Origin of the sequence: Corynebacterium efficiens YS-314 (genome assembly GCF_000011305.1) — a bacterium.
GTDB classification, from domain to species: domain Bacteria; phylum Actinomycetota; class Actinomycetes; order Mycobacteriales; family Mycobacteriaceae; genus Corynebacterium; species Corynebacterium efficiens.
Window position 1 is genome coordinate 1,991,159 of the sequence record NC_004369.1, and the last position, 19,585, is coordinate 2,010,743.

Annotated in this window: 16 protein-coding genes; 10 read left to right on the forward strand and 6 right to left on the reverse strand. The window is 64.1% G+C overall.

Annotated features, from left to right (window positions below; translation table 11 throughout):
- Positions 1–84 precede the first annotated feature (84 nt).
- Genes CE_RS09405 through CE_RS09415 form a run of 3 tightly spaced genes read left to right on the forward strand, consistent with a single transcriptional unit; the run spans position 85 to position 3,777 of the window.
- Positions 85–1,011: an ABC transporter permease gene (locus CE_RS09405; RefSeq protein WP_006767886.1), complete on the forward strand. Its 927-nt coding sequence runs from the start codon at positions 85–87 to the stop codon at positions 1,009–1,011.
- Positions 1,004–2,041, forward strand: a complete 1,038-nt coding sequence (locus CE_RS09410) for an ABC transporter permease (RefSeq protein ID WP_006767887.1) — start codon at positions 1,004–1,006, stop codon at positions 2,039–2,041. The genes CE_RS09405 and CE_RS09410 overlap by 8 nt, the downstream gene beginning before the upstream one ends.
- A complete protein-coding gene (locus tag CE_RS09415) occupies positions 2,038–3,777 on the forward strand; it encodes a dipeptide ABC transporter ATP-binding protein (RefSeq protein ID WP_006767888.1) in 1,740 nt (579 codons plus the stop codon). The genes CE_RS09410 and CE_RS09415 overlap by 4 nt, the downstream gene beginning before the upstream one ends.
- Positions 3,778–3,869: 92 nt before the next feature.
- On the opposite strand, the gene CE_RS09420 is transcribed toward CE_RS09415, so the two are convergent.
- Positions 3,870–5,636, reverse strand: coding sequence for a proline--tRNA ligase (locus CE_RS09420; protein WP_006767889.1), 1,767 nt, complete (start codon positions 5,634–5,636; stop codon positions 3,870–3,872).
- A gap of 313 nt (positions 5,637–5,949) precedes the next feature.
- Here CE_RS09420 and yaaA point away from each other — a divergent pair, with 313 nt between their 5' ends.
- On the forward strand, positions 5,950–6,687 hold the full coding sequence (yaaA, locus tag CE_RS09425; RefSeq protein ID WP_006767890.1) for a peroxide stress protein YaaA: 738 nt from the start codon (positions 5,950–5,952) through the stop codon (positions 6,685–6,687).
- Positions 6,688–6,708: 21 nt separating this feature from the next.
- On the opposite strand, the gene CE_RS09430 is transcribed toward yaaA, so the two are convergent.
- The 3 genes from CE_RS09430 to cobA all read right to left on the reverse strand — a co-directional run bounded on the left by CE_RS09430 (position 6,709) and on the right by cobA (position 9,610).
- Positions 6,709–7,455: a vWA domain-containing protein gene (locus CE_RS09430; protein ID WP_006767891.1), complete on the reverse strand. Its 747-nt coding sequence runs from the start codon at positions 7,453–7,455 to the stop codon at positions 6,709–6,711.
- A gap of 19 nt (positions 7,456–7,474) precedes the next feature.
- The gene (locus tag CE_RS09435) at positions 7,475–8,581 is read right to left on the reverse strand and encodes an ATP-binding protein (RefSeq protein ID WP_006767892.1); all 1,107 of its coding nucleotides are present in this window, start codon (positions 8,579–8,581) and stop codon (positions 7,475–7,477) included.
- Positions 8,582–8,815: 234 nt separating this feature from the next.
- Positions 8,816–9,610, reverse strand: coding sequence for a uroporphyrinogen-III C-methyltransferase (gene cobA / locus CE_RS09440; protein ID WP_006767893.1), 795 nt, complete (start codon positions 9,608–9,610; stop codon positions 8,816–8,818).
- A gap of 41 nt (positions 9,611–9,651) precedes the next feature.
- Here cobA and CE_RS09445 point away from each other — a divergent pair, with 41 nt between their 5' ends.
- Entirely contained in the window at positions 9,652–11,130 is a 1,479-nt protein-coding gene (locus CE_RS09445; protein WP_006767894.1) for a protein adenylyltransferase SelO, read from the forward strand.
- Positions 11,131–11,271: 141 nt separating this feature from the next.
- On the opposite strand, the gene mqo is transcribed toward CE_RS09445, so the two are convergent.
- Entirely contained in the window at positions 11,272–12,774 is a 1,503-nt protein-coding gene (gene mqo, locus CE_RS09450; RefSeq protein WP_006767895.1) for a malate dehydrogenase (quinone), read from the reverse strand.
- Positions 12,775–13,179: 405 nt separating this feature from the next.
- Here mqo and CE_RS09455 point away from each other — a divergent pair, with 405 nt between their 5' ends.
- From CE_RS09455 to CE_RS09475, 5 genes are all read left to right on the forward strand, one after another.
- Positions 13,180–14,217, forward strand: a complete 1,038-nt coding sequence (locus CE_RS09455) for an alpha/beta hydrolase (RefSeq protein ID WP_006767896.1) — start codon at positions 13,180–13,182, stop codon at positions 14,215–14,217.
- Between the two features lie 348 nt (positions 14,218–14,565).
- Positions 14,566–15,951, forward strand: coding sequence for a mycothione reductase (mtr, locus tag CE_RS09460; RefSeq protein WP_006767898.1), 1,386 nt, complete (start codon positions 14,566–14,568; stop codon positions 15,949–15,951).
- Between the two features lie 424 nt (positions 15,952–16,375).
- Positions 16,376–16,723, forward strand: a complete 348-nt coding sequence (locus CE_RS09465; protein ID WP_006767899.1) for a hypothetical protein — start codon at positions 16,376–16,378, stop codon at positions 16,721–16,723.
- A gap of 42 nt (positions 16,724–16,765) precedes the next feature.
- Entirely contained in the window at positions 16,766–17,176 is a 411-nt protein-coding gene (locus tag CE_RS09470; protein ID WP_006767900.1) for a hypothetical protein, read from the forward strand.
- Positions 17,177–17,399: 223 nt separating this feature from the next.
- Positions 17,400–18,161: a hypothetical protein gene (locus CE_RS09475; RefSeq protein ID WP_011075663.1), complete on the forward strand. Its 762-nt coding sequence runs from the start codon at positions 17,400–17,402 to the stop codon at positions 18,159–18,161.
- Here CE_RS09475 and CE_RS09480 read toward each other — a convergent pair.
- Positions 18,101–19,582, reverse strand: a complete 1,482-nt coding sequence (locus CE_RS09480) for a cobyric acid synthase (protein WP_006767902.1) — start codon at positions 19,580–19,582, stop codon at positions 18,101–18,103. The two genes, CE_RS09475 and CE_RS09480, sit on opposite strands and share 61 nt — an antisense overlap.
- Positions 19,583–19,585 lie beyond the last annotated feature (3 nt).

A 19,585-nucleotide genomic window follows, 5' to 3' on the forward strand; every position in this document is an offset into this window, starting at 1 on the left:
GCCCAGGACCCCGAAGAGATTCCTGGGCCTTTCGGTTGTCACCACCCATCATCCACCCCACAACAAGCAAGGACACCCACGCTCATGCTTCGTTACGTCGGGCGGCGATTGCTCCAGATGATTCCGGTCTTCTTCGGTGCAACTCTGCTGATCTACGCCCTTGTGTTCCTCATGCCTGGTGACCCCGTCCAGGCCCTCGGTGGTGACCGTGGCCTGACCGAGGCCGCGGCCCAGAGAATCCGCGAGGAGTACAACCTGGATCGACCGTTCCTGATCCAGTATCTGCTCTACATCCAGGGCATCTTCGTCCTCGATTTCGGAACGACCTTCTCCGGCCAACCGGTTCTCGATGTGATGGCCAATGCCTTCCCGGTCACCATCAAACTGGCCCTCATGGCCCTGGCGTTCGAGGCGATCTTCGGCATCGCCTTCGGTGTCTATGCCGGTATGCGCCGCGGTGGCATCTTCGACTCCACCGTCCTGGTGCTCTCGCTGGTGGTCATCGCGGTACCGACCTTCGTCATCGGTTTCGTCCTGCAGTTCCTGGTGGGCGTTGAATGGGGACTGCTTCCCGTCACGGTGGGTTCCAATGAGTCCTTCACCGCACTGCTCATGCCGGCATTCGTGCTGGGAGCCGTCTCCTTCGCCTATGTCCTGCGACTGACCCGTCAGTCGGTGAGTGAGAACCTGCGTGCAGACTATGTGCGCACCGCCCGGGCCAAGGGCCTGTCCAATTTCACCGTGATGAACCGCCACGTACTCCGCAACTCACTCATCCCGGTGGCCACCTTCCTCGGCGCCGACCTGGGTGCGCTCATGGGTGGCGCGATTGTCACCGAAGGCATCTTCGGCATCAACGGCGTCGGTGGCACCCTCTACCAGGCCATTCTCAGGGGTGAACCCACCACGGTGGTCTCCATCGTCACTGTCCTGGTGATTGTGTACATCATCGCCAACCTCGTCGTGGACCTGATCTACGCCGTGCTCGACCCGAGGATCCGCTATGCCTAACAATGAACTCCACACCAACAAGGCATTCGGTCAGGATGACCAGACTCCCGAGAATGCCCACTTCTTCCCGTCCAGCTCACGGCACGGGGCATTGATCCGCCCGGGTCAGAACCACTTCATCGCCGAGGATGATGAAACCGGTCTCGGTGCTGTCGATGCCGTCGCCGATGATTCCGCCCCGACCTCCATGTGGGGTGAGGCGTGGAACTACCTGCGTTGTCGTCCCCTGTTCTGGGTCTCCTCCGTGTTGATCCTGCTGGCCCTGGCGCTGGCGCTGGTCCCGCAGCTGTTCACCTCCACCGACCCGCAGTACTGTGTGCTCGCCAATTCCCTGGACGGCCCCCGATCGGGTCACCCCTTCGGTTTCGACCGCCAGGGTTGTGACATCTTCGCCCGCACCGTCTACGGTGCCCGCGCATCTGTCGCCGTCGGTGTCCTCACCACGCTGCTGGTGGTGGTGATCGGCACCGTCTTCGGCGCGCTCGCTGGCTTCTTCGGCGGTTGGGTCGACACCATCCTGTCCCGCGTGACCGATATGTTCTTCGCCATCCCGCTGGTGCTGGCCGCCATCGTGGTCATGCAGATGTTCAAGGAACACCGCACCATCGTCACCGTGGTGCTCGTCCTCGGGTTGTTCGGCTGGACCAATATCGCGCGTATCACCCGCGGTGCTGTCCTGTCCGTGAAGAATGAGGAGTATGTCACCTCGGCGCGCGCCCTGGGGGCATCCAAGGTCAAACAGCTGCTCTCCCACATCATGCCGAATGCCGCGGCACCGATCATCGTGTACGCCACCGTGGCGCTGGGCACCTTCATCGTGGCTGAGGCCACCCTGTCGTTCCTGGGTATCGGCCTACCCCCGAGCATCGTGTCCTGGGGTGCGGACATCGCCAAGGCGCAGACCTCCCTGCGTACCCAGCCGATGGTGCTGTTCTACCCCGCCATGGCACTGGCACTGACCGTTTTGAGCTTCATCATGATGGGCGATGTCGTCCGTGACGCTCTCGATCCGAAGGCGAGGAAGCGATGACCGATCCACGCACCACCACCCCGAACACCCCTGATCACCCCGGTGACCAGCCCCTGCTGGAACTCCGCGACCTGGAGATCTCCTTCACCAGCTCTACCGGTGTGGTCAACGCCGTGCGCGGCGCCAACCTGACCATCTATCCCGGTCAGTCCGTGGCCATCGTGGGTGAATCCGGTTCCGGAAAATCCACCACCGCCATGTCCATCATCGGCCTGCTGCCTGGTACCGGAAAGGTCACCGGCGGCAAGATCATCTTCAACGGCGAGGACATCACCGGTCTGTCCAACAAACAGATGGAGAAATACCGCGGTTCGGAGATCGGTCTGGTTCCCCAGGACCCCATGACCAACCTGAACCCGGTGTGGAAGATCGGATCCCAGGTCAAGGAGTCCCTCAAGGCCAACAACGTGGTCCCGGGTTCGGAGATGGATGCCCGCGTCACTGAAGTCCTGGAGGAGGCGGGCCTGCCCGACGCGGAGCGTCGTGCCAAACAGTATCCCCATGAGTTCTCCGGCGGCATGCGCCAGCGTGCCCTGATCGCCATCGGTCTGGCAGCCCGCCCGAAACTGCTCATCGCCGATGAACCCACCTCCGCCCTGGATGTCACCGTCCAGCGCCAGATCCTCGACCACCTGGAGGGACTGACCCGGGACCTGGGCACCGCGGTGCTGTTCATCACCCATGACCTGGGTCTGGCGGCGGAACGCGCCGAGCACCTGGTGGTGATGCACCGTGGGCGCATCGTCGAATCCGGCCCGTCCCTGCAGATCCTGCGCAACCCCCGGCATCCCTACACCCAGCGCCTGGTCCAGGCGGCGCCGTCCCTGGCATCCGCCCGCATCCAGAGCGCCCAGGCCAAGGGCATGGAGTCCGCTGAGCTGCTCACCGCCGGTGCCACTGCAGACACGGTGGACCTGACGACGGAGGAACGTGTCATCGAAGTCAGGAACCTCACCAGGGAGTTCAACATCCGGGGTTCACGTGGGGATAAGAAAACCCTCCGGGCCGTGGATGATGTGTCGTTCTATGTCCGAAAGGGCACCACCACGGCGCTGGTCGGTGAATCGGGTTCCGGTAAGTCCACCGTGGCCAACATGGTGCTGAGCCTGTTGGAACCCACCAGTGGGCAGGTGCTGTACAACGGCACGGACCTGTCCACGTTGAGCCGCAGGGATCTGTTCAACATGCGCCGCAAACTGCAGGTGGTGTTCCAGAACCCCTATGGATCGCTGGATCCGATGTACTCCATCTACCGCTGCATCGAGGAACCACTGGTCATCCATAAAGTCGGTGGGGACCGCAAGGCACGCGAGAAGCGGGTCGCGGAGCTGCTGGACATGGTGTCCATGCCGCGTTCGGCGATGCGCCGCTACCCAAATGAGCTCTCCGGCGGGCAGCGCCAGCGCATCGCCATCGCCCGCGCACTCGCCCTCAACCCCGAGGTCATCGTGCTCGATGAGGCGGTGTCCGCCCTGGATGTGCTGGTGCAGAACCAGATCCTGCGTCTGTTGGCGGAGTTGCAGCATGAACTGTCCCTGACCTACCTGTTCATCACCCATGACCTCGCGGTGGTCCGCCAGACCGCCGATGACGTGGTGGTGATGAAGAAGGGGCAGGTGGTGGAAGCTGGCCCCACCGATGACATCTTCAACGATCCCCAGCAGGATTACACCCGCAACCTCATCAACTCGGTTCCGGGCCTGGGTATTGAGCTGGGCACCGGGGTGACCGAGTAGGGGCCAGGCGACACCAACACACGACAACACCCGCGCTCCCCCACCTATGTAAAGGTGGGGAAGGGCGGGTGCTTTATCGTTGCGCAGGAAAACTAGCCCCGTGCCTCGTTGACGAGGCGGACGATGGTCTCCACTGCCTCATCGACCGGCAGTTCGGTCTTCTCGCCACCGCGGACACGCAGTTCCACGGTGCCGTCGGCATAACCACGGCCCAGGATCAGGGCGAAGGGCATGCCGAGGAGTTCGGCATCCTTGAACTTGACGCCGGGGCTGACCTTGGGGCGGTCGTCGAAAAGCACGTCGATACCCGCCTGGGACAGCTCGGTGGCGTACCGCTCGGCTGCCTCGATGGCGGCGGCGTCCTTGTTCGCTGCCACCACGTGCACCTGGTACGGGGCGACGGCGGGCGACCAGTTGAGGCCGGCCTCATCATGGCGCTGCTCCGCAAGGACGGCGAGCAGACGGGAGACACCGATGCCGTAGGAACCCATGGTCGGGATGGCGCGTTTGCCGTTCTCGTCGAGGATCTGGACGTCGAAGGCCTCGGTGTACTTGCGGCCGAGCTGGAAGATGTGACCGATCTCGATGCCGCGGGCCAGGGTCAGGGTGCCCTGTCCCTCCGGCGCCGGGTCACCCTCCCTGATCTCGGCGGCCTCGATGAAACCATCCGGGGTGAAGTCACGGCCGGCCACCAGGCCGACGACGTGGCGTTCCTTCTCATCGGCACCGGTGATCCAGGAGGTGCCGGTGACCACGCGGGGATCGGCCAGCACGCGAACACCGTTGCGGGCCAGTCCGACTGGACCGACATAGCCCTTGACCAGGAACGGGTACTTGGCGAAGTCGGCCTCGACAGCCAGTTCCACCTCGGCGGGTTCCAGGGAGGCCTCGAGGCGCTTCATGTCCACCTCACGGTCGCCCGGAACCAGGACGCCGGTCAGCTCCCACTCCTCGGCACCCGGCTCGCGGGTCTTGACCACGATGCACTTGAGGGTGTCGGAGGCCTGAACCTCACGGCCGTCGACGGTGACCCCGATGGAGTTGGCCCACGCCACCAGCGTCTCGATGGTCTCGGACACCGGGGTCTCATGGACCACGGCCTCCGGCAGACCCTCGATGGGGCGTTCCTGACCCGGCTGGGTGACCACGGCCTCCACATTGGCGGCGAAGTCACCGTCGGTGGCACGCACGAAGGTGTCCTCACCGTTGGCGGACACCGCGAGGAACTCCTCGGAGGCGGAACCACCCATGGCACCGGAGGTGGCCTTGCAGATGACGTATTCGATGCCGAGGCGATCGAAAATACGCTGGTAGGCGGCACGGTGGCGGGCGTAGGACTCCTCCAGGCCGGCGTCGGTCATGTCGAAGGAGTAGGAATCCTTCATCACGAATTCACGGCCACGCAGGATGCCCGCACGGGGACGCTCCTCATCGCGGTACTTGGTCTGGATCTGGTACAGGGTGACCGGGAAATCCTTGTAGGAGCTGTAGAGATCCTTCACCGTGGAGGCGAACATCTCCTCATGGGTGGGGCCCAGGAGGTAGTCAGCGCCCTTGCGGTCCTTCAGGCGGAACAGCGAATCACCGTATTCGGTCCACCGCTGGGTGGTCTCATACGGCTCCCGCGGCAGCAGACCGGGGAACAGCAGCTCCTGCCCGCCGATGGCGTCCATCTCCTCGCGCACCACCTGTTCGATGTTGCGCAACGCCCGCAGACCGAGGGGCAGCCAGGAGTAGACGCCGGGGGCGACACGACGGATGTAGCCGGCACGGACCAGCAGCTTGTGGCTGGGCACCTCGGCGTCAGCCGGGTCCTCGCGCAGGGTGCGCAGGAAGAGCGTGGAAAGACGAGTAATCATGAGTGTAAAATATACCCCTTCAACTGGGTTGACCCGCTGCTGGGCGGTGTTTTGGAAAATTACCCGCGGACACCGACTGGGGTGTCCGTGAAGTACCTGGTGAGAGTGCCTGTTCCTGATTCCCTGAAGGCCGGGTCGGCCGGGGAATCGGAGGGGACGTGAGCCAGACTAACCGGTGTTGCCATCTGCGGATAAACGCACCATACTCCCCCACACCCGGGTGCGCCGTCATTACCCGTTATGACCACCGTGCGGACGGGATCCGAAGGACCCACACCGGGTGGGACCGGGGTGTTTTTGTACGCTGTTAGCCATGCTCATCCTCCTGCCCCCTTCTGAAACCAAGACACCCGGTGGTGCGGGTGCTCCGCTCGACCTGCCCAGCCTGAGCTTCCCAGAGCTCACCGACGTCCGCGAGTCGATCATCACCGATCTCGGGGCCCTGTCCCCCGACGACGCGCTGCCGGTTCTGGGGATCTCGGAGAAACTCCGGCCGGAGGCCGTCGCCAACACCGTGTTGCGCAGTGCCCCCACCATGCCCGCGGTGCTGCGGTATTCCGGGGTGCTTTACGACGCCCTCGCCGCCGACACCCTCACCCCCGCTGCCCTCAACCGCCTGGCCATCGGGTCCGCCCTGTTCGGCGTGGTGCGGGCCGGGGACCACATCCCCCACTACCGGTTGTCCGGGGGCACGAAACTCCCCGGTGCCCAGGGGACGACACCGACCATGAAAGCCCGCTGGGGGACGACAATCACGGATGCGCTGGCGGGGGTCGATGAACTCATCATCGACCTGCGCAGCGGCACCTACCAGCAGCTCGGGAAGGTACCCGGCGCGGTGACGGTGCGGGTGGAATCAGTACTGGGGGACGGGACCCGGAAGGTGGTCAGTCACTTCAACAAGCATTACAAGGGTGAGCTCGCCCGGGTGCTGGCCACCTCCCCGCGGGAGGCCACCACCGCGGGGGAAGTCGCGGACATCGCCCGCGGGGCGGGGATGACCGTGGAGATCAACGAGGGGAGGAAAGAGACGCTGACGCTGGTGGTCTGATCCCCGGCGTCATGCGTCCCCCTAGGCGTTGATGACCGTCTTGATGTTGTCGCCGTTCATCTCCGACAGGCGCACACACACCCCACCCAGGAGCTGGGCAAGCACGGCGGCGCGTTCCTTGCGCACCTTCATCCGCCCCTCGCAGTCGATGACGAGGTTGCCGGACAGACCCGACTTGACCACGGCGCGGGCAGCGGTGGCGATACCGGTCTCACCCGCATCGGAAGTGTCCTCACCGTCGGTCATGACCACCAGCAGCGGACGCCGTGAAGGCTCCTTGCGGTGTTCCCTCTCCATGAGATCGCGGGCCATGATCAGGCCTTCGGCGAGCGGGGTGCGCCCACCCATGGGCATGGCATCGAGTGATTTCTGCGCCATGTCGACGGAACTGGTCGGTGCCAGCACCAGGGTTGGCTTGTTGCCGTTGACCGCGATGACCGCCACCTTGTCCCGACGCTGGTAGGCATCGGTGAGCATGGACATGATCGCGCCGGTGACGGCACGCACCCGGGAGCGGGCAGCCATCGAGCCGGAGGTGTCCACCACGAACACGATGAGGTTGGCCTCGCGTCCGCGGCGCAGGGACCCCCGCAGATCCTCGGGGCGGAAATCCACCATGCCGTCCACCACGGCGGCGCCGCGGTCGGCGGCAGCCATGAGGGTGCCCACCAGGTTGATGCCGTGCCCGTCCTTCTTCGGCCGGACATCCGCGCCCTGACGTGTGTAGGACTTGGAGCGACGACCCGGGGTGGAATCCTCATCGCCCATGGTGGTGAGTCGGAAAACCCTAGGAGCGAAAGGGTTCGCCGTGTCCGGCAGTACCTACCTTTCCGGTCGTCTGGGCCTTGGCCTGGGCAGTGCCCTCTAATCCCTGTTCGTCGGTGGGGTTCTCGGTGTCGATCAGGGCGGTCGCGCCGGTCTCCTCGTCCGTCTCCTCGGCAGCCGGGCCCTGCTTGGTGGTGTCCTTGTAGAAGTTGCGCGCCTCCTGCAGCACCTCCTGCAGCTTGCGTTCCTCCATCTCCGGGGCATCGAAGGGGTTTCGACGACGACGGTGTGGCAGCGCCAGGCGGGCGGCGACCTCGACATCCTCATCGGTGATCTGGGTGCGGCCCTGCCAGGCGGCATGTGCCAGGGCGGTGCGGGTGATCACGAGGTCGGCGCGCATGCCGTCCACCTCGATGCGGGAGCACAGCCAGGCGATCTGCGAGAGCATCTTGCTGGGCAGCTCAACGTTGGGCAGCAGCTGACGGGCGGTGTGGATGCGCTGGGAGATCTCCTCATCCTGCGCGGCCCAGTCCTGCACGAACTGCTCGGGATTGGCCTCATAGGCCAGACGCCGCTGGATGATCTCCACGCGGATCTCGGGGTTGTTGGAGGCCACCACGTCCACGGCCAGGCCGAAACGGTCAAGCAGCTGGGGGCGCAGTTCGCCCTCCTCCGGGTTCATGGTGCCCACCAGCACGAAGTTCGCGGGTGAGGAATGGGAGATGCCATCGCGCTCGATAGAGACGCGACCGCTGGCGGCGGCGTCGAGAAGCGCATCGACGAGGTGGTCCGCGAGCAGGTTGACCTCATCGACGTAGAGGACACCACCGTCCGCCTGGGCCAACAGACCCGGCTTGTACTCGGCGCGGCCGGTGGTCAGGACGGTCTCCATGTTGAGGGAACCGACAACGCGGTCCTCGGTGGCACCAAGTGGGAGGTTGATCAGTGGCGCATCACCAAGCAGCCCGGCAAAGGCACGGACGGTGGTGGTCTTGGCTGTTCCCTTCTCGCCACGGACCACCACGCCACCGATGCGGGGTGAGATGGCGGTGAGAATCAGCGCGAGGCGGAGTTCATCCTGCCCCACCACTGCGGAGAACGGGTATCGGAGCACCTGATTGGTGGACATGGGGTAATCGCTGGCCTTTCGGGTAACCGGCACGGTGACCGGCGACCCAGGGCCCTGCCCTTGTCACCCCGGCCCTCATCACGACTGTCTGTGGGGGCCACACCGTGCGTGGGATCAGAATTACCCTACACACCCTCTGGATATCCGTCCCACACTCGGGCGGAAACAGGCCCGGTGAGGTCTGGTTCACCCCCGGATGTGAGGGGTGATGTTCGCTGATCGAACATTCGCGGGTCAGGGGACCTCCGGTTGCCCCAACCCGGCGACCTCACCGACGACGTAGACAGCAGGGGGTTGGATCTCCTCCCTGATCATCACCTCACCGAGGGAATCCAGGGTGCAGCGCACCGACCGTTGGGCCTGGGTGGTGCCCTCCTGGATGATGGCCACCGGCGTGTGCGGGGAGAGGCCACCCTGCATGAGTGCATCGGCGATGCGCCCGGCATTCTTCACACCCATGATGATGGACAGCGTCCCGCCCGTTCTCGCCAGAGCATCCCAGTCCAGCAGTGAGTCCGGGTGCCCCGGGGGCAGATGCCCGGAGATCACTGTGAAGCAGTGGACGATGCCACGCTGGGTGATGGGTACACCGGCAGCCCCCGGCACCGAGATCGCACTGGTCACCCCCGGGATCACCTCGCAGGCGATGCCGTGGCGGGCCAGGTATTCCAATTCCTCGAAGCCACGCCCGAACACATACGGATCCCCACCCTTGAGCCGGACCACCCTCCTACCCGCCAGGGCGTACTCGACCAGCAGCTCATTGGTGCGGGACTGCGCCACCTGACGTCCATATGGAAGTTTGGAGACATCCACCACCTCCTTGGTGGACAGATCACATAGTTTATCCAGTTCACTGGTGGGTCCGAGGTGATCAGCGAGAATGACGTCAGCTTCCCGCAGTCGGTTCATCCCGCGCACGGTGATCAGGTCCCATGCGCCCGGTCCACCACCGATGAGTGTGACGCTGTGAACGGTGCCGGGCACCTCACCGGCAGGGGTTGCAGAAGCGGAGTCAGGGGAATTCATGAGTCATCATCCTAGCCGGTCGATATCACTAGGCTGGCACCATGAGTACCCCAACGAACCCGGAACAGCCCACCGACCATCCTTCCGCCCCGTTCACCTTGGAGGCACGTTTCGCGGAGGAGTTCCCCGAGATGACCACCCCCTGGCGCGGTGAGGACCAACCGGATCCTGAGCTGGCGGTATTGAATGAGGATCTCGCGCGGCTGCTCGGCATCGATCCGGACTGGTTGCGTTCACCTGCAGGTGTGGAGTTCCTCCTCGGGCTCAACCCGGAACCGACCACGGAGATGGTGGCCCAGGGGTATGCGGGCCACCAGTTCGGGCAGTTCGTGCCCAGTCTCGGGGATGGGCGTGCACTCCTGCTCGGCGAGATCCGGGGCACTGACGGAGTACTGCGCGACATCCACCTGAAGGGGTCAGGGCGGACACGGTACTCCCGTGGGGCCGACGGTCGGGCCGCGCTGGGGCCTGCACTGCGTGAATACCTCGTCTCCGAGGCCATGCATGCCCTGGGCGTGCCCACCACCCGGGCACTGGCGGTGGTGACCACGGGACGGAAGATACAACGTGATCGCGTGCTGCCCGGCGCGGTGGTGGTCCGGGTGGCCACCAGCCACATCCGTGTCGGTTCCTTCCAGTACGCCAACATCACCGGTGGCATCGACCTGTCGCGTCGGCTGGCCGATCACGCGATCACCCGGCATTATCCCCGGCTGGTGGAACGGTTCCCCGAATCCGGTCCGGAGCGTTATGCCTGGTTCTTCCGGCAGGTCATGGACGCGCAGGCGCAGACAGTGGCCCGGTGGATGCGCCTTGGTTTCGTCCACGGTGTGCTCAACACGGATAACACACTGGTTTCCGGTGAGACCATCGACTACGGCCCGTGTGCCTTCATGGACCGCTACCGGGAGGACGCCGTCTTCAGTTCGATCGACACCCACGGCCGGTACAAGTTCAGCAATCAACCGCTGATCCTGGGGTGGAATCTCGCCCGCCTGGCGGAGACCCTCATCCCCCTGTTCGGTGACACCCCCGATGCCGGGGTGGACCGGGCCCAGGAAATGATCAACACCTTCACCGACCGCTACAACGATGCCCTGCACGCGGAACTGGCCGCCGGGCTGGGGTTGGACGCGGATGCGCCGGACACCGCTGGCCTGATCGAGTCCTATCTGGAGCTGATGCGCACCCACTCCCCCGATGTGACCACCCTGAACCGGACCTTGAGTGAATGGTCGGTGGAATCGACCCCACCGGCGGGGTTCGAGGAGTGGATCCCGCGGTGGCTGGCCGCCCAGCCGGATCTGATTAACATGCAGAAGACCAATCCTGTCTATGTGCCCCGCAACCACCTGGTTGAGGATGCTCTGGCCGAGGCTGTCGAGGGCCGGTGGGAGGCCTTCACCACCCTGCTGGGACTGGTGACCGACCCCTTCACCCGCCAGGCCGGGATGGAAGTCTACGAACGCCCCGGTCCGGACGGGTTCGAGGACACCTACATGACCTTCTGCGGCACCTAAACTGCTTGTCGACGCCGCACCGCCGCACCCACGACGGGTGGACGGGGCGGTGCGGGTGTCGATAAGCAAACGGTGAAAACAACAACCCCGGACGACTCCGGAGATGCCTGGCGTCGCCCGGGGTCGGGCGGGATAAGGTGTCTAGGCCTTTTCCAGCTTCAGGGTCTTCTGGGTGTACTCCCACAGCTCGGCGAACATCTCCGGCTCATCGGCAAGCTTCTTGCCGTAGGACGGGACCATCTCCTGGATCTTGTCGCCCCACTCGATCATGCGCTTGCCGAAGCAACGCTCCAGCAGCTCGATCATGGCGGCCGGTGCGATGGAAGCACCCGGGGAGGCACCGAGCAGGCCGGCGATGGTGCCCTCGGAGTTGCTGATCAGGGTGGTGCCGAACTCGAGGGAACCGAAGCGTGGTGCACCGACAGGCTTGATCACCTGGACACGCTGACCTGCGGTGATCAGCTCCCAGTCGCTTTTCTTGGCGTTCGGCATGTACTCACGCAGGGATTCCATGCGTGCCTCCATGTCCTTGACCACCTCGGTGATCAGGTACTTGGTCAGGCCCATCTCCTGGACGCCGACGCCCAGCAGGGATGCGAGGTTGGTCGGACGCAGGGAGGAGAACAGATCCAGGTTGGAACCCTCCTTGAGGAACTTCGGGGTCCAGCCGGCGTAGGGGCCGAACAGCAGGCCCTTCTCACCGTCGATCACGCGGGTGTCCAGGTGCGGGACGGACATCGGTGGGGCACCGACGGATGCCTTGCCGTAGACCTTGGCGGCGTGCTGCTCGATGAGCTCCTCGTTGGTGCAGCGCAGCCACTGGCCGGAGACCGGGAAGCCACCGAAACCACGGATCTCGGCGATGCCGGACTTCTGCAGCAGGGGCAGGGCCATGCCGCCGGCGCCGACGAAGACGAAGTTGGCGCGGATGGTCTGGGTGTCACCGGTGTGGACGTTCTTGACGGTGACCTTCCACTTCGCACCGTCCTTGGTGATGTCCTTGACCTCGTGGCCGTAGCGGATCTCGGTGCCACCGGCCTCGGCGGCCTTGAGGAACTGCTTGGACTGGGAACCGTAGTTGATGTCGGTGCCCTCCTGGATCCAGGAGATGGCGACCGGGTCGGAGAAGTCGCGGCCCTGGGCCATCAGGGGCAGCTTCTCGGTGAAGGTCTCCTCATCGTCGGCGTACTGCATGCCCGGGAAGAGGGGGTGATCCTTCAGTGCGTTGTAGCGGTTCTTGATGTAGGCAACCTGATCCGCGCCGTGACCGAAGGACACATGGGGGACGGCGTTGATGAATTCCTTCGGATCGGGGAGGATACCCTCCTCAACCTGGTGCGCCCAGAACTGGCGTGACACCTGGAACTTCTCGTTGATGTTGACAGCCTTGGAGATGTCGATCTTGCCGTTCTTCTCCGGCGTGTAGTTGAGCTCACACAGAGCCGAGTGGCCGGTACCAGCGTTGTTCCACGGGGAGGACGACTCCTGTGCCGCACCATCCAAACGCTCAAAGATCACCTGGGACCAGCTGGGCTCCAGCTGGCGCAGCATCGCACCGAGGGTGGCGCTCATGATTCCAGCACCGACGAGGACGACATCCGCCTCATCAGTGACCTTCTGTGCGTTCTTCGGGGAATCTGACATGTTCAACTTCCTTTTATCTCCGCGAGTGGTCTGCCGAACACACCCTGCGTGCTGCACACAACTATCCACCCGAGGTCCTGCACAGGGGTGGATGGCGCTGCGACACGTGGTGAACACCTGTCCCGGTCTAGACCTTGAGGGGGTGCAGGTGCACGTTGTCCGTAGCTCAGTAGTGTACGCCTGCTGATACGGGGGTACGTAAATACCCTCGACATAACCCGGCCCGTATGCCCATAATCTCCCCCGTTGACCACCCCCAGAAAGACCGCGGTCACCTCCCGGGAACTGGCTGGTCCGCAGCCACGGTGCCACGTAGGTGACGGCGGTGGAGGGCGCCCGGGAGAAACCGCCCGCACCACTGTGATAATCACCACCTGTCAGGAAGACATGCCCTATCGTTGATTCATGCCGAAAAACAACGATCATGCTGCAGGTGATACGCCGCCCCCGGATGGTTCCTGGCAACAGGACATCCTGGGTCCCGGGTACCAGAGCCTGACCATCCCCCTGGGTCCGGATCCGGATGGGGAAACCGATGTGGTGTGCACCCTGGTGCGCTACCGCCCCGACACCGGGGACGGCGAGGACCCGGCGAACCGGCCGGCGGTCATGTGGGTCCACGGCATGTCCGACTACTTCTTCCACACCGGGGTCGCGGAGTTTCTCCACGCCCATGGTTTCGCGGTTTACGCCCTGGATCTGCGGAAGTGTGGCCGCTCCCACCGCGAGGGTCAGAACTGGCACTACACCACCGATCTCGCCCACTATTTCCCCGACCTCACCAGAGCCACGCAGCTCATCACCAGGCAGTATCCCACGATGATCCCGCTGGCCCACTCCACCGGTGGACTCATCGTCGCTGTGTGGCTGGATCACCTGCGCACCTCCTCCCCTGACCTGCACGCCGCCATCCCGGCGGTGGTCATGAACAGTCCCTGGTTGGACATGATGTACCCTGAGCCACTCCGTTCCCTGCTCATGCTGCTGTTTCGCACGGTGGGTCGGTGGTGGCCCACCCGGTTCGCCCCCGGGGGTGGGCTCGGCCTGTACGGACGCTCCATCCACCGCGACTATCACGGGGAATGGGAATTCGACACGGAGATGAAACCCGTGAGTGGACACCGGAAGCCTTTCGGCTGGCTCCGCGCAGTCACCCTCGGGCAACAAGCGGTGCAGAAGAACCAGATCGATGTCGGGGTCGATGTGCTCACCCTGTGTTCCGGTAAATCATGGCTGAAGAAGATCCCCAGTCCCGACCTGATGTCCTCCGACGGTGTACTCGACGTCACCCAGATCAGGAAATGGGCCCCGCAGCTGGCCCGCCCATCCTCGCGGGTGACCGTGTCACCGCTGGAGGGGGCGATGCACGATGTCTTCCTCTCCCGGGAACCTGTCCGCACCCGGGCACTCGAGGTCACCGTGGAGTGGCTCCGTGCACGGTGACTCGACGGCCCCGCCCATGGGCCACCGATGACGACGGCCCCCATGGGCAGTCAGCTCCCCTGTCATCTCCCCCACCCGGTCGGGTGTGCACCGGGCACCGGTGGGACACCGGGGAAGAAAACCCCCCGTTCACCTTGTTGTGAGAAGGTGGGCCGGACACCACCGGGTGCGCCTCCCCACCCGCCCTCCGCTGGCAGAATCTCCCACGGCAGGCCGGACAGGGACATGAGCACCGCTCCTCTGCAGCGGGAAGGCAACCCGATCGTGGTTGTTCGCCCACCTGTTCATCCATCCAATTTCGCTGACACGTAGATCACCCACACGTAGACCCCAGGAGTCCCCATTTCCATGACTGAGACCAAGCACTATGACCTCATCATCATCGGCACCGGTTCCGGCAACTCAATTCCAGGTCCGGAATTCGAGGACAAGTCGATCGCCATCGTGGAAAAGGGCACCTTCGGTGGCACCTGCCTGAACGTCGGATGCATCCCCACCAAGATGTTCGTCTACACTGCCGACATCGCCCGCGAGATCAGTGACTCCTCGAAGTACGGCATCGATGCCACCTACAACAGTGTCGACTGGCCCTCCATCGTCGACCGCGTCTTCACCCGCCGCATTGACCTCATCGCCGAGGGCGGGGAGGCGTACCGCCGTGGCCCGGAAACCCCCAATATCGATGTCTATGACATGCACGCCCGGTTCATCGGGGAGAAGACCATCGCCACAGGGCAGGCCGGGGAGGAGAAGGTCATCAGCGGTGACCAGATCGTGATCGCCACCGGCTCCCGTCCCTTCATCCCTCCGGTGATCAAGGAGTCCGGTGCCCGGTACCACACCAATGAGGACATCATGCGCCTGCCAACGCTCCCCTCATCCCTGGTCATCGTCGGCGGTGGTTTCATCGCCCTGGAGTTCGCCCATGTCTTCTCATCCCTGGGCACCAAGGTCACCCTGATCAACCGCTCCGAGGTTCTCCTGCGCGACGCTGACGCAGATATCTCCGCCCGCATCGCCAAGATCACCCGGGAACGTGTTGATGTCCGCATGTCCACCTCCGTCACCGGTGTCACCGACAATGCCGACGGCTCCGTCACCGTCAGCCTGGACTCCGAGGACCCGATCACGGCGGATGTGCTGCTGGTGGCAACGGGACGCACCCCGAACGGTGACCAGATGGATCTGGACACAGCAGGCATTGAGATGGACGGCCGTCGCATCAAGGTGGATGAGTACGGCCGGACCACCGCTCCGGGAGTGTGGGCCCTGGGTGATGTCTCCAGCCCGTTCAAGTTGAAGCATGTGGCCAACGCGGAGATGCGCGCCGTGCGCCACAACCTCCTCCACCCCGATGCACTGCAGACCATGCCCCATGACCACGTCCCCTCCGCGGTGTTCACCAATCCCCAGATCGCCCAGGTTGGCATGACGGAGGCCGAGGCCCGCGCCGCCGGGCACAACCTGACCATCAAGGTGCAGAACTACGGTGATGTGGCCTATGGCTGGGCGATGGAGGACACCACGGGATTCGTCAAACTGATCGCCGACCGTGATTCGGGCAGGCTGCTGGGCGCCCACCTGATCGGCCCCCAGGCATCCACCCTCATCCAGCAGCTCATCACCGTCATGGCTTTCGACCTGGATGTCCGCGAGGTGGCCACCCGTCAGTACTGGATCCATCCGGCCCTGCCCGAGGTCATCGAAAACGCGCTCCTGGGCCTGGAATTCTAGGCTCCGGTCACAGCGCACCCCCCTGAGTGCATTTCCCCTCCCCCTATGTGGGGGGAAATGATAATTATCACTTCTGCTTACAAGTCCGGTGCAGATGTGCAAAAACAGCCACCTTCGTGACAGCTTGGAAAAACATGGCCTTATATCGGTCTTCTCCTTTGAATGCTCAGCATTTTTCTATAGACTCGTGTGCGTCAGATGGCCTAACCACCAGTTGGGACAATCTTGGCAGCACACCGGGGTTATATGACGGGGATCGTTTTGCTGGACTATTCCCAGCGATCTCCCACCTTCCCCGGTCACTCTCGGTACACTGCGTCTTAAGCGATCCGCCCACTTGGCGCTTCATCTGAGGTTGCTGACTAATCTGTTCAGTCCCTCCCGTAAGGGTGGGAAATGGCTAACAATTACAAAGGACTATCTCATGCGTTCTTTCCGCACCGCTGCAGTCGCTGGCATCACTGCACTCGCCCTGTCCCTGGGTACCGCCTCCATCGCCACCGCCCAGGAGGACACCAACACCAACGCTAACCTTTCCTCCGTCTTCCCTGCCCTGTCCTCCGGTGGCTTCGCTGCCGTCGGCGAGGAGTGGGATGCTGGCACGGCTGTCACCGGCGAGGATGCCTTCGGCGAGGAGCACCGCCGTGACGAGCTCCCCGCCTGGGTACAGAACATGTACGACCTGACCTGGATCGGTGCCATCGCATCCGTTCTGGGTGTCATTGTCTTCCCCGCTTACAACTACCTGGTCTACACCGGCGTTCTGAAGTAAGTCACCCTCCCACCACCGCCTGATCTGAAAGGTCCGCATCCCATGCGTAAGTTCCGCAACTCTGCCATCGCCATTGTCTCCGCCGCAGCCATCTCCCTCGGTGGCATGACCGCAGCCGCCGCCGAGGACACCAGCGAGCTGGGCAACACCGAAATCGCCCAGAACCAGGAGACCCAGGCTCCGGAGTCCGAGGACAACTCGAACCCGGGTCTCATCGAGATGATCTCCTCCAACGGTTCCACCGCCTGGAAGTGGGGTCAGGACCTCAACGCTGACGAGCCGGGCGTCGGTACCGATGCCTTCGGTTCCTCCCGTGATGACAGCGGCGAGCCTGTTCCCCGCTGGCTGCGTGCCTGGGAGAATCTCTTTGACACCCTCACCGTCGGCAGCATCCTCGGCATGGTTGTCTTCCCGATCATCAACTTCCTGAAGTACAACGGCATCATCCAGTAAACAGACGGCATCTGACCGCATCTGACCAGACACCCCCGGGAGCAGTGGCACAGCGCTCACCGGTGGGTGTCTTTCATTGTTTCTGCCCCGTGACAGGTCACCGCCTTCTGGGACAGGGTGCTTACGGGGCAGCGTCGTGGTCGGGGTGGCGACTGGGTAGAGTGGATGGTGGCTTTTCTGCCCCTCACCGTCCCCATCCCCCGGAAGAATACTGAAACTCAACGTGTCGACCCCCTCCCTGTACGGTGCTCTCACCCCACGTCCCCGGGACCGCGATATCCGGGCAGGTACCGCGAGTCTGGCCACCGCGGGGGCGGTGCTGTTGGCAGTCATCGCCGCGGCACTGGTGCCGGGAAGCCCGATCTACGCGCTGGTGTCCGCCGCCGGGGTTGCCCTTGGTGCCACCACGGTGATCACGCAGCTGCGGCACCGTCACGCACCGTGGTTCTACCAGTGGCTCTCCGCCCTCGGTGGACTGGTGATCCTCGGCATTGGAATGATCGTCGGCATCGCGAGGATCGGGTCCTCACCGATCCTCACCACGGCGGGGATGACCGCATCGTTCTATCTCATGCCGGCCGCGGCGCTCGCCTGCTATCTCGGTGGGCTTGGACAGCTGCCCCTGAAATGGGCCGGCCCCACGCTGCTGGCCACCGGAGGTGCAGGGGTGGTTGCGTGGCTGTCATTGGGGGAGGACACCACCATCACCACGATTCTCATCGTGGCGGCTGCGGTGATGTCCATCGCGGGGTGCGTCTTCCCGCTGGTACGGGCGGTCAGGAAACCACCGACGACCATTCCCGGGTGGATCATCCCTGTGCCCGCCATCATGATGATTCTGCTCATGGTCTACACGATCGGGCAGGCGGCCCTGCCCGCCGGGTTCCCGTGGCCGTGGGTCTCACCGGTGGTCGTGGCCTGGACCTACCTGGTTTCTGGTGTGTTGGCAGCGTTCGCCGGTCTGCTGACCTCGTCCAGGAGTTGATCCAGGTCCCAGTGTTCCTCCAGGACATCGGCGATGCGGTCGAGTTGCTGGAGGCGGACCCCGTGGAACGAGGTGTCGGGGGAGACAAGGAACCCGGGTTTCCCGGCATGGGTGGCCACCTCGGTGAGGAACCGCCGTCGGGCGGGGTCATCCTGCAGGTACCCATGCCGGTGGGTGCCGAAGAGTGCTTCTCGACGCGCCCCCTCCCCCTCGATCCACGTCTGCTCACCGTGGTGGCGGACCTGCCCATGGTGCACCTCATAGGAACCGTCGCCGTGGTTGACCATGATGTTGTGTGGGGTGAGGGCGATGTGGACGTCGAAAAGCGCGAGGCCGGCCACCGACGACGGTGAGTCACCCTCATCGGTGATCGTGGTGGCCATCATCTGATACCCACCACCGATGCCGAGGATCGGCATCCCGCGGGTTGCACGCTCCCCCAGTGCCCGGTCCAGGCCCCGGTGTCGCAACCAGGCCAGATCAGCCACGGTGGCGGTCGTACCGGGGATGATGACCAGGTCCGAATCCCAGACCGCGTCCACATCATCGACCCAGGTGACCGTGACCCCGGGTTCGACCGCCAGGGCCTCCACATCGGTGACACCCAGCATGCGTGGCAGACGGATCGCGGCGACGCTCAGACGCTGGGTGCCCAGGGGGTGTCGCCCGCCCGGGCCCACCATGCGCCCCACCGGGGACTGCAGTGAATCCTCCGCATCGATCCAGATGTCATCGATGAAGGGGATCACCGCCTTGGTCTCCACCCCGGTCAGCTCCTCCAGCTGGACCAGACCCGGCTCCAGCAGTTCCTGATGCCCGCGGAACTTATTGATGACAAACCCACGGATCAGCGCGCGATCCTCATCCGAGATGATCGCATGGGTGCCGAACAGATGGGCGAGCACCCCACCCCGGTCGATGTCACCGACAATATAGACAGCAAGCTGCGCGGCCTGCGCCAGACCGAAATTGGCCACATCGGTCGCCCGCAGATTGATCTCGGCCGGGGATCCCGCACCTTCACACACCACGATGTCGAAACGTTCCCGCAGACTCTCCAGCTGCGCCGCCGCGATGCCCCTGAGATCATGGCGGTGCCGGATATAATCCCCGGCGCCCACATCCCCCTGCTCCCGACCCCTGATCACCAACCGTGCCCGGTTGTCCGGGCCGGGTTTCAGCAGGATGGGATTGAACTCGACGGACGGTTCCAGACCACAGGCCAGTGCCTGGAGCGCCTGGGCCCGGCCGATCTCCCCACCGTCTGAAGTGACGGCGGAATTGTTGGACATGTTCTGCGCCTTGAACGGCGCCACCCGCAACCCGGCGCGCGCGAAGGCGCGACACAGCCCGGCCGTGATGACCGATTTCCCGGCGTCGGAGGTGGTGCCGGCGATCAGGAACGCGGGACCTGCGGCCATGGG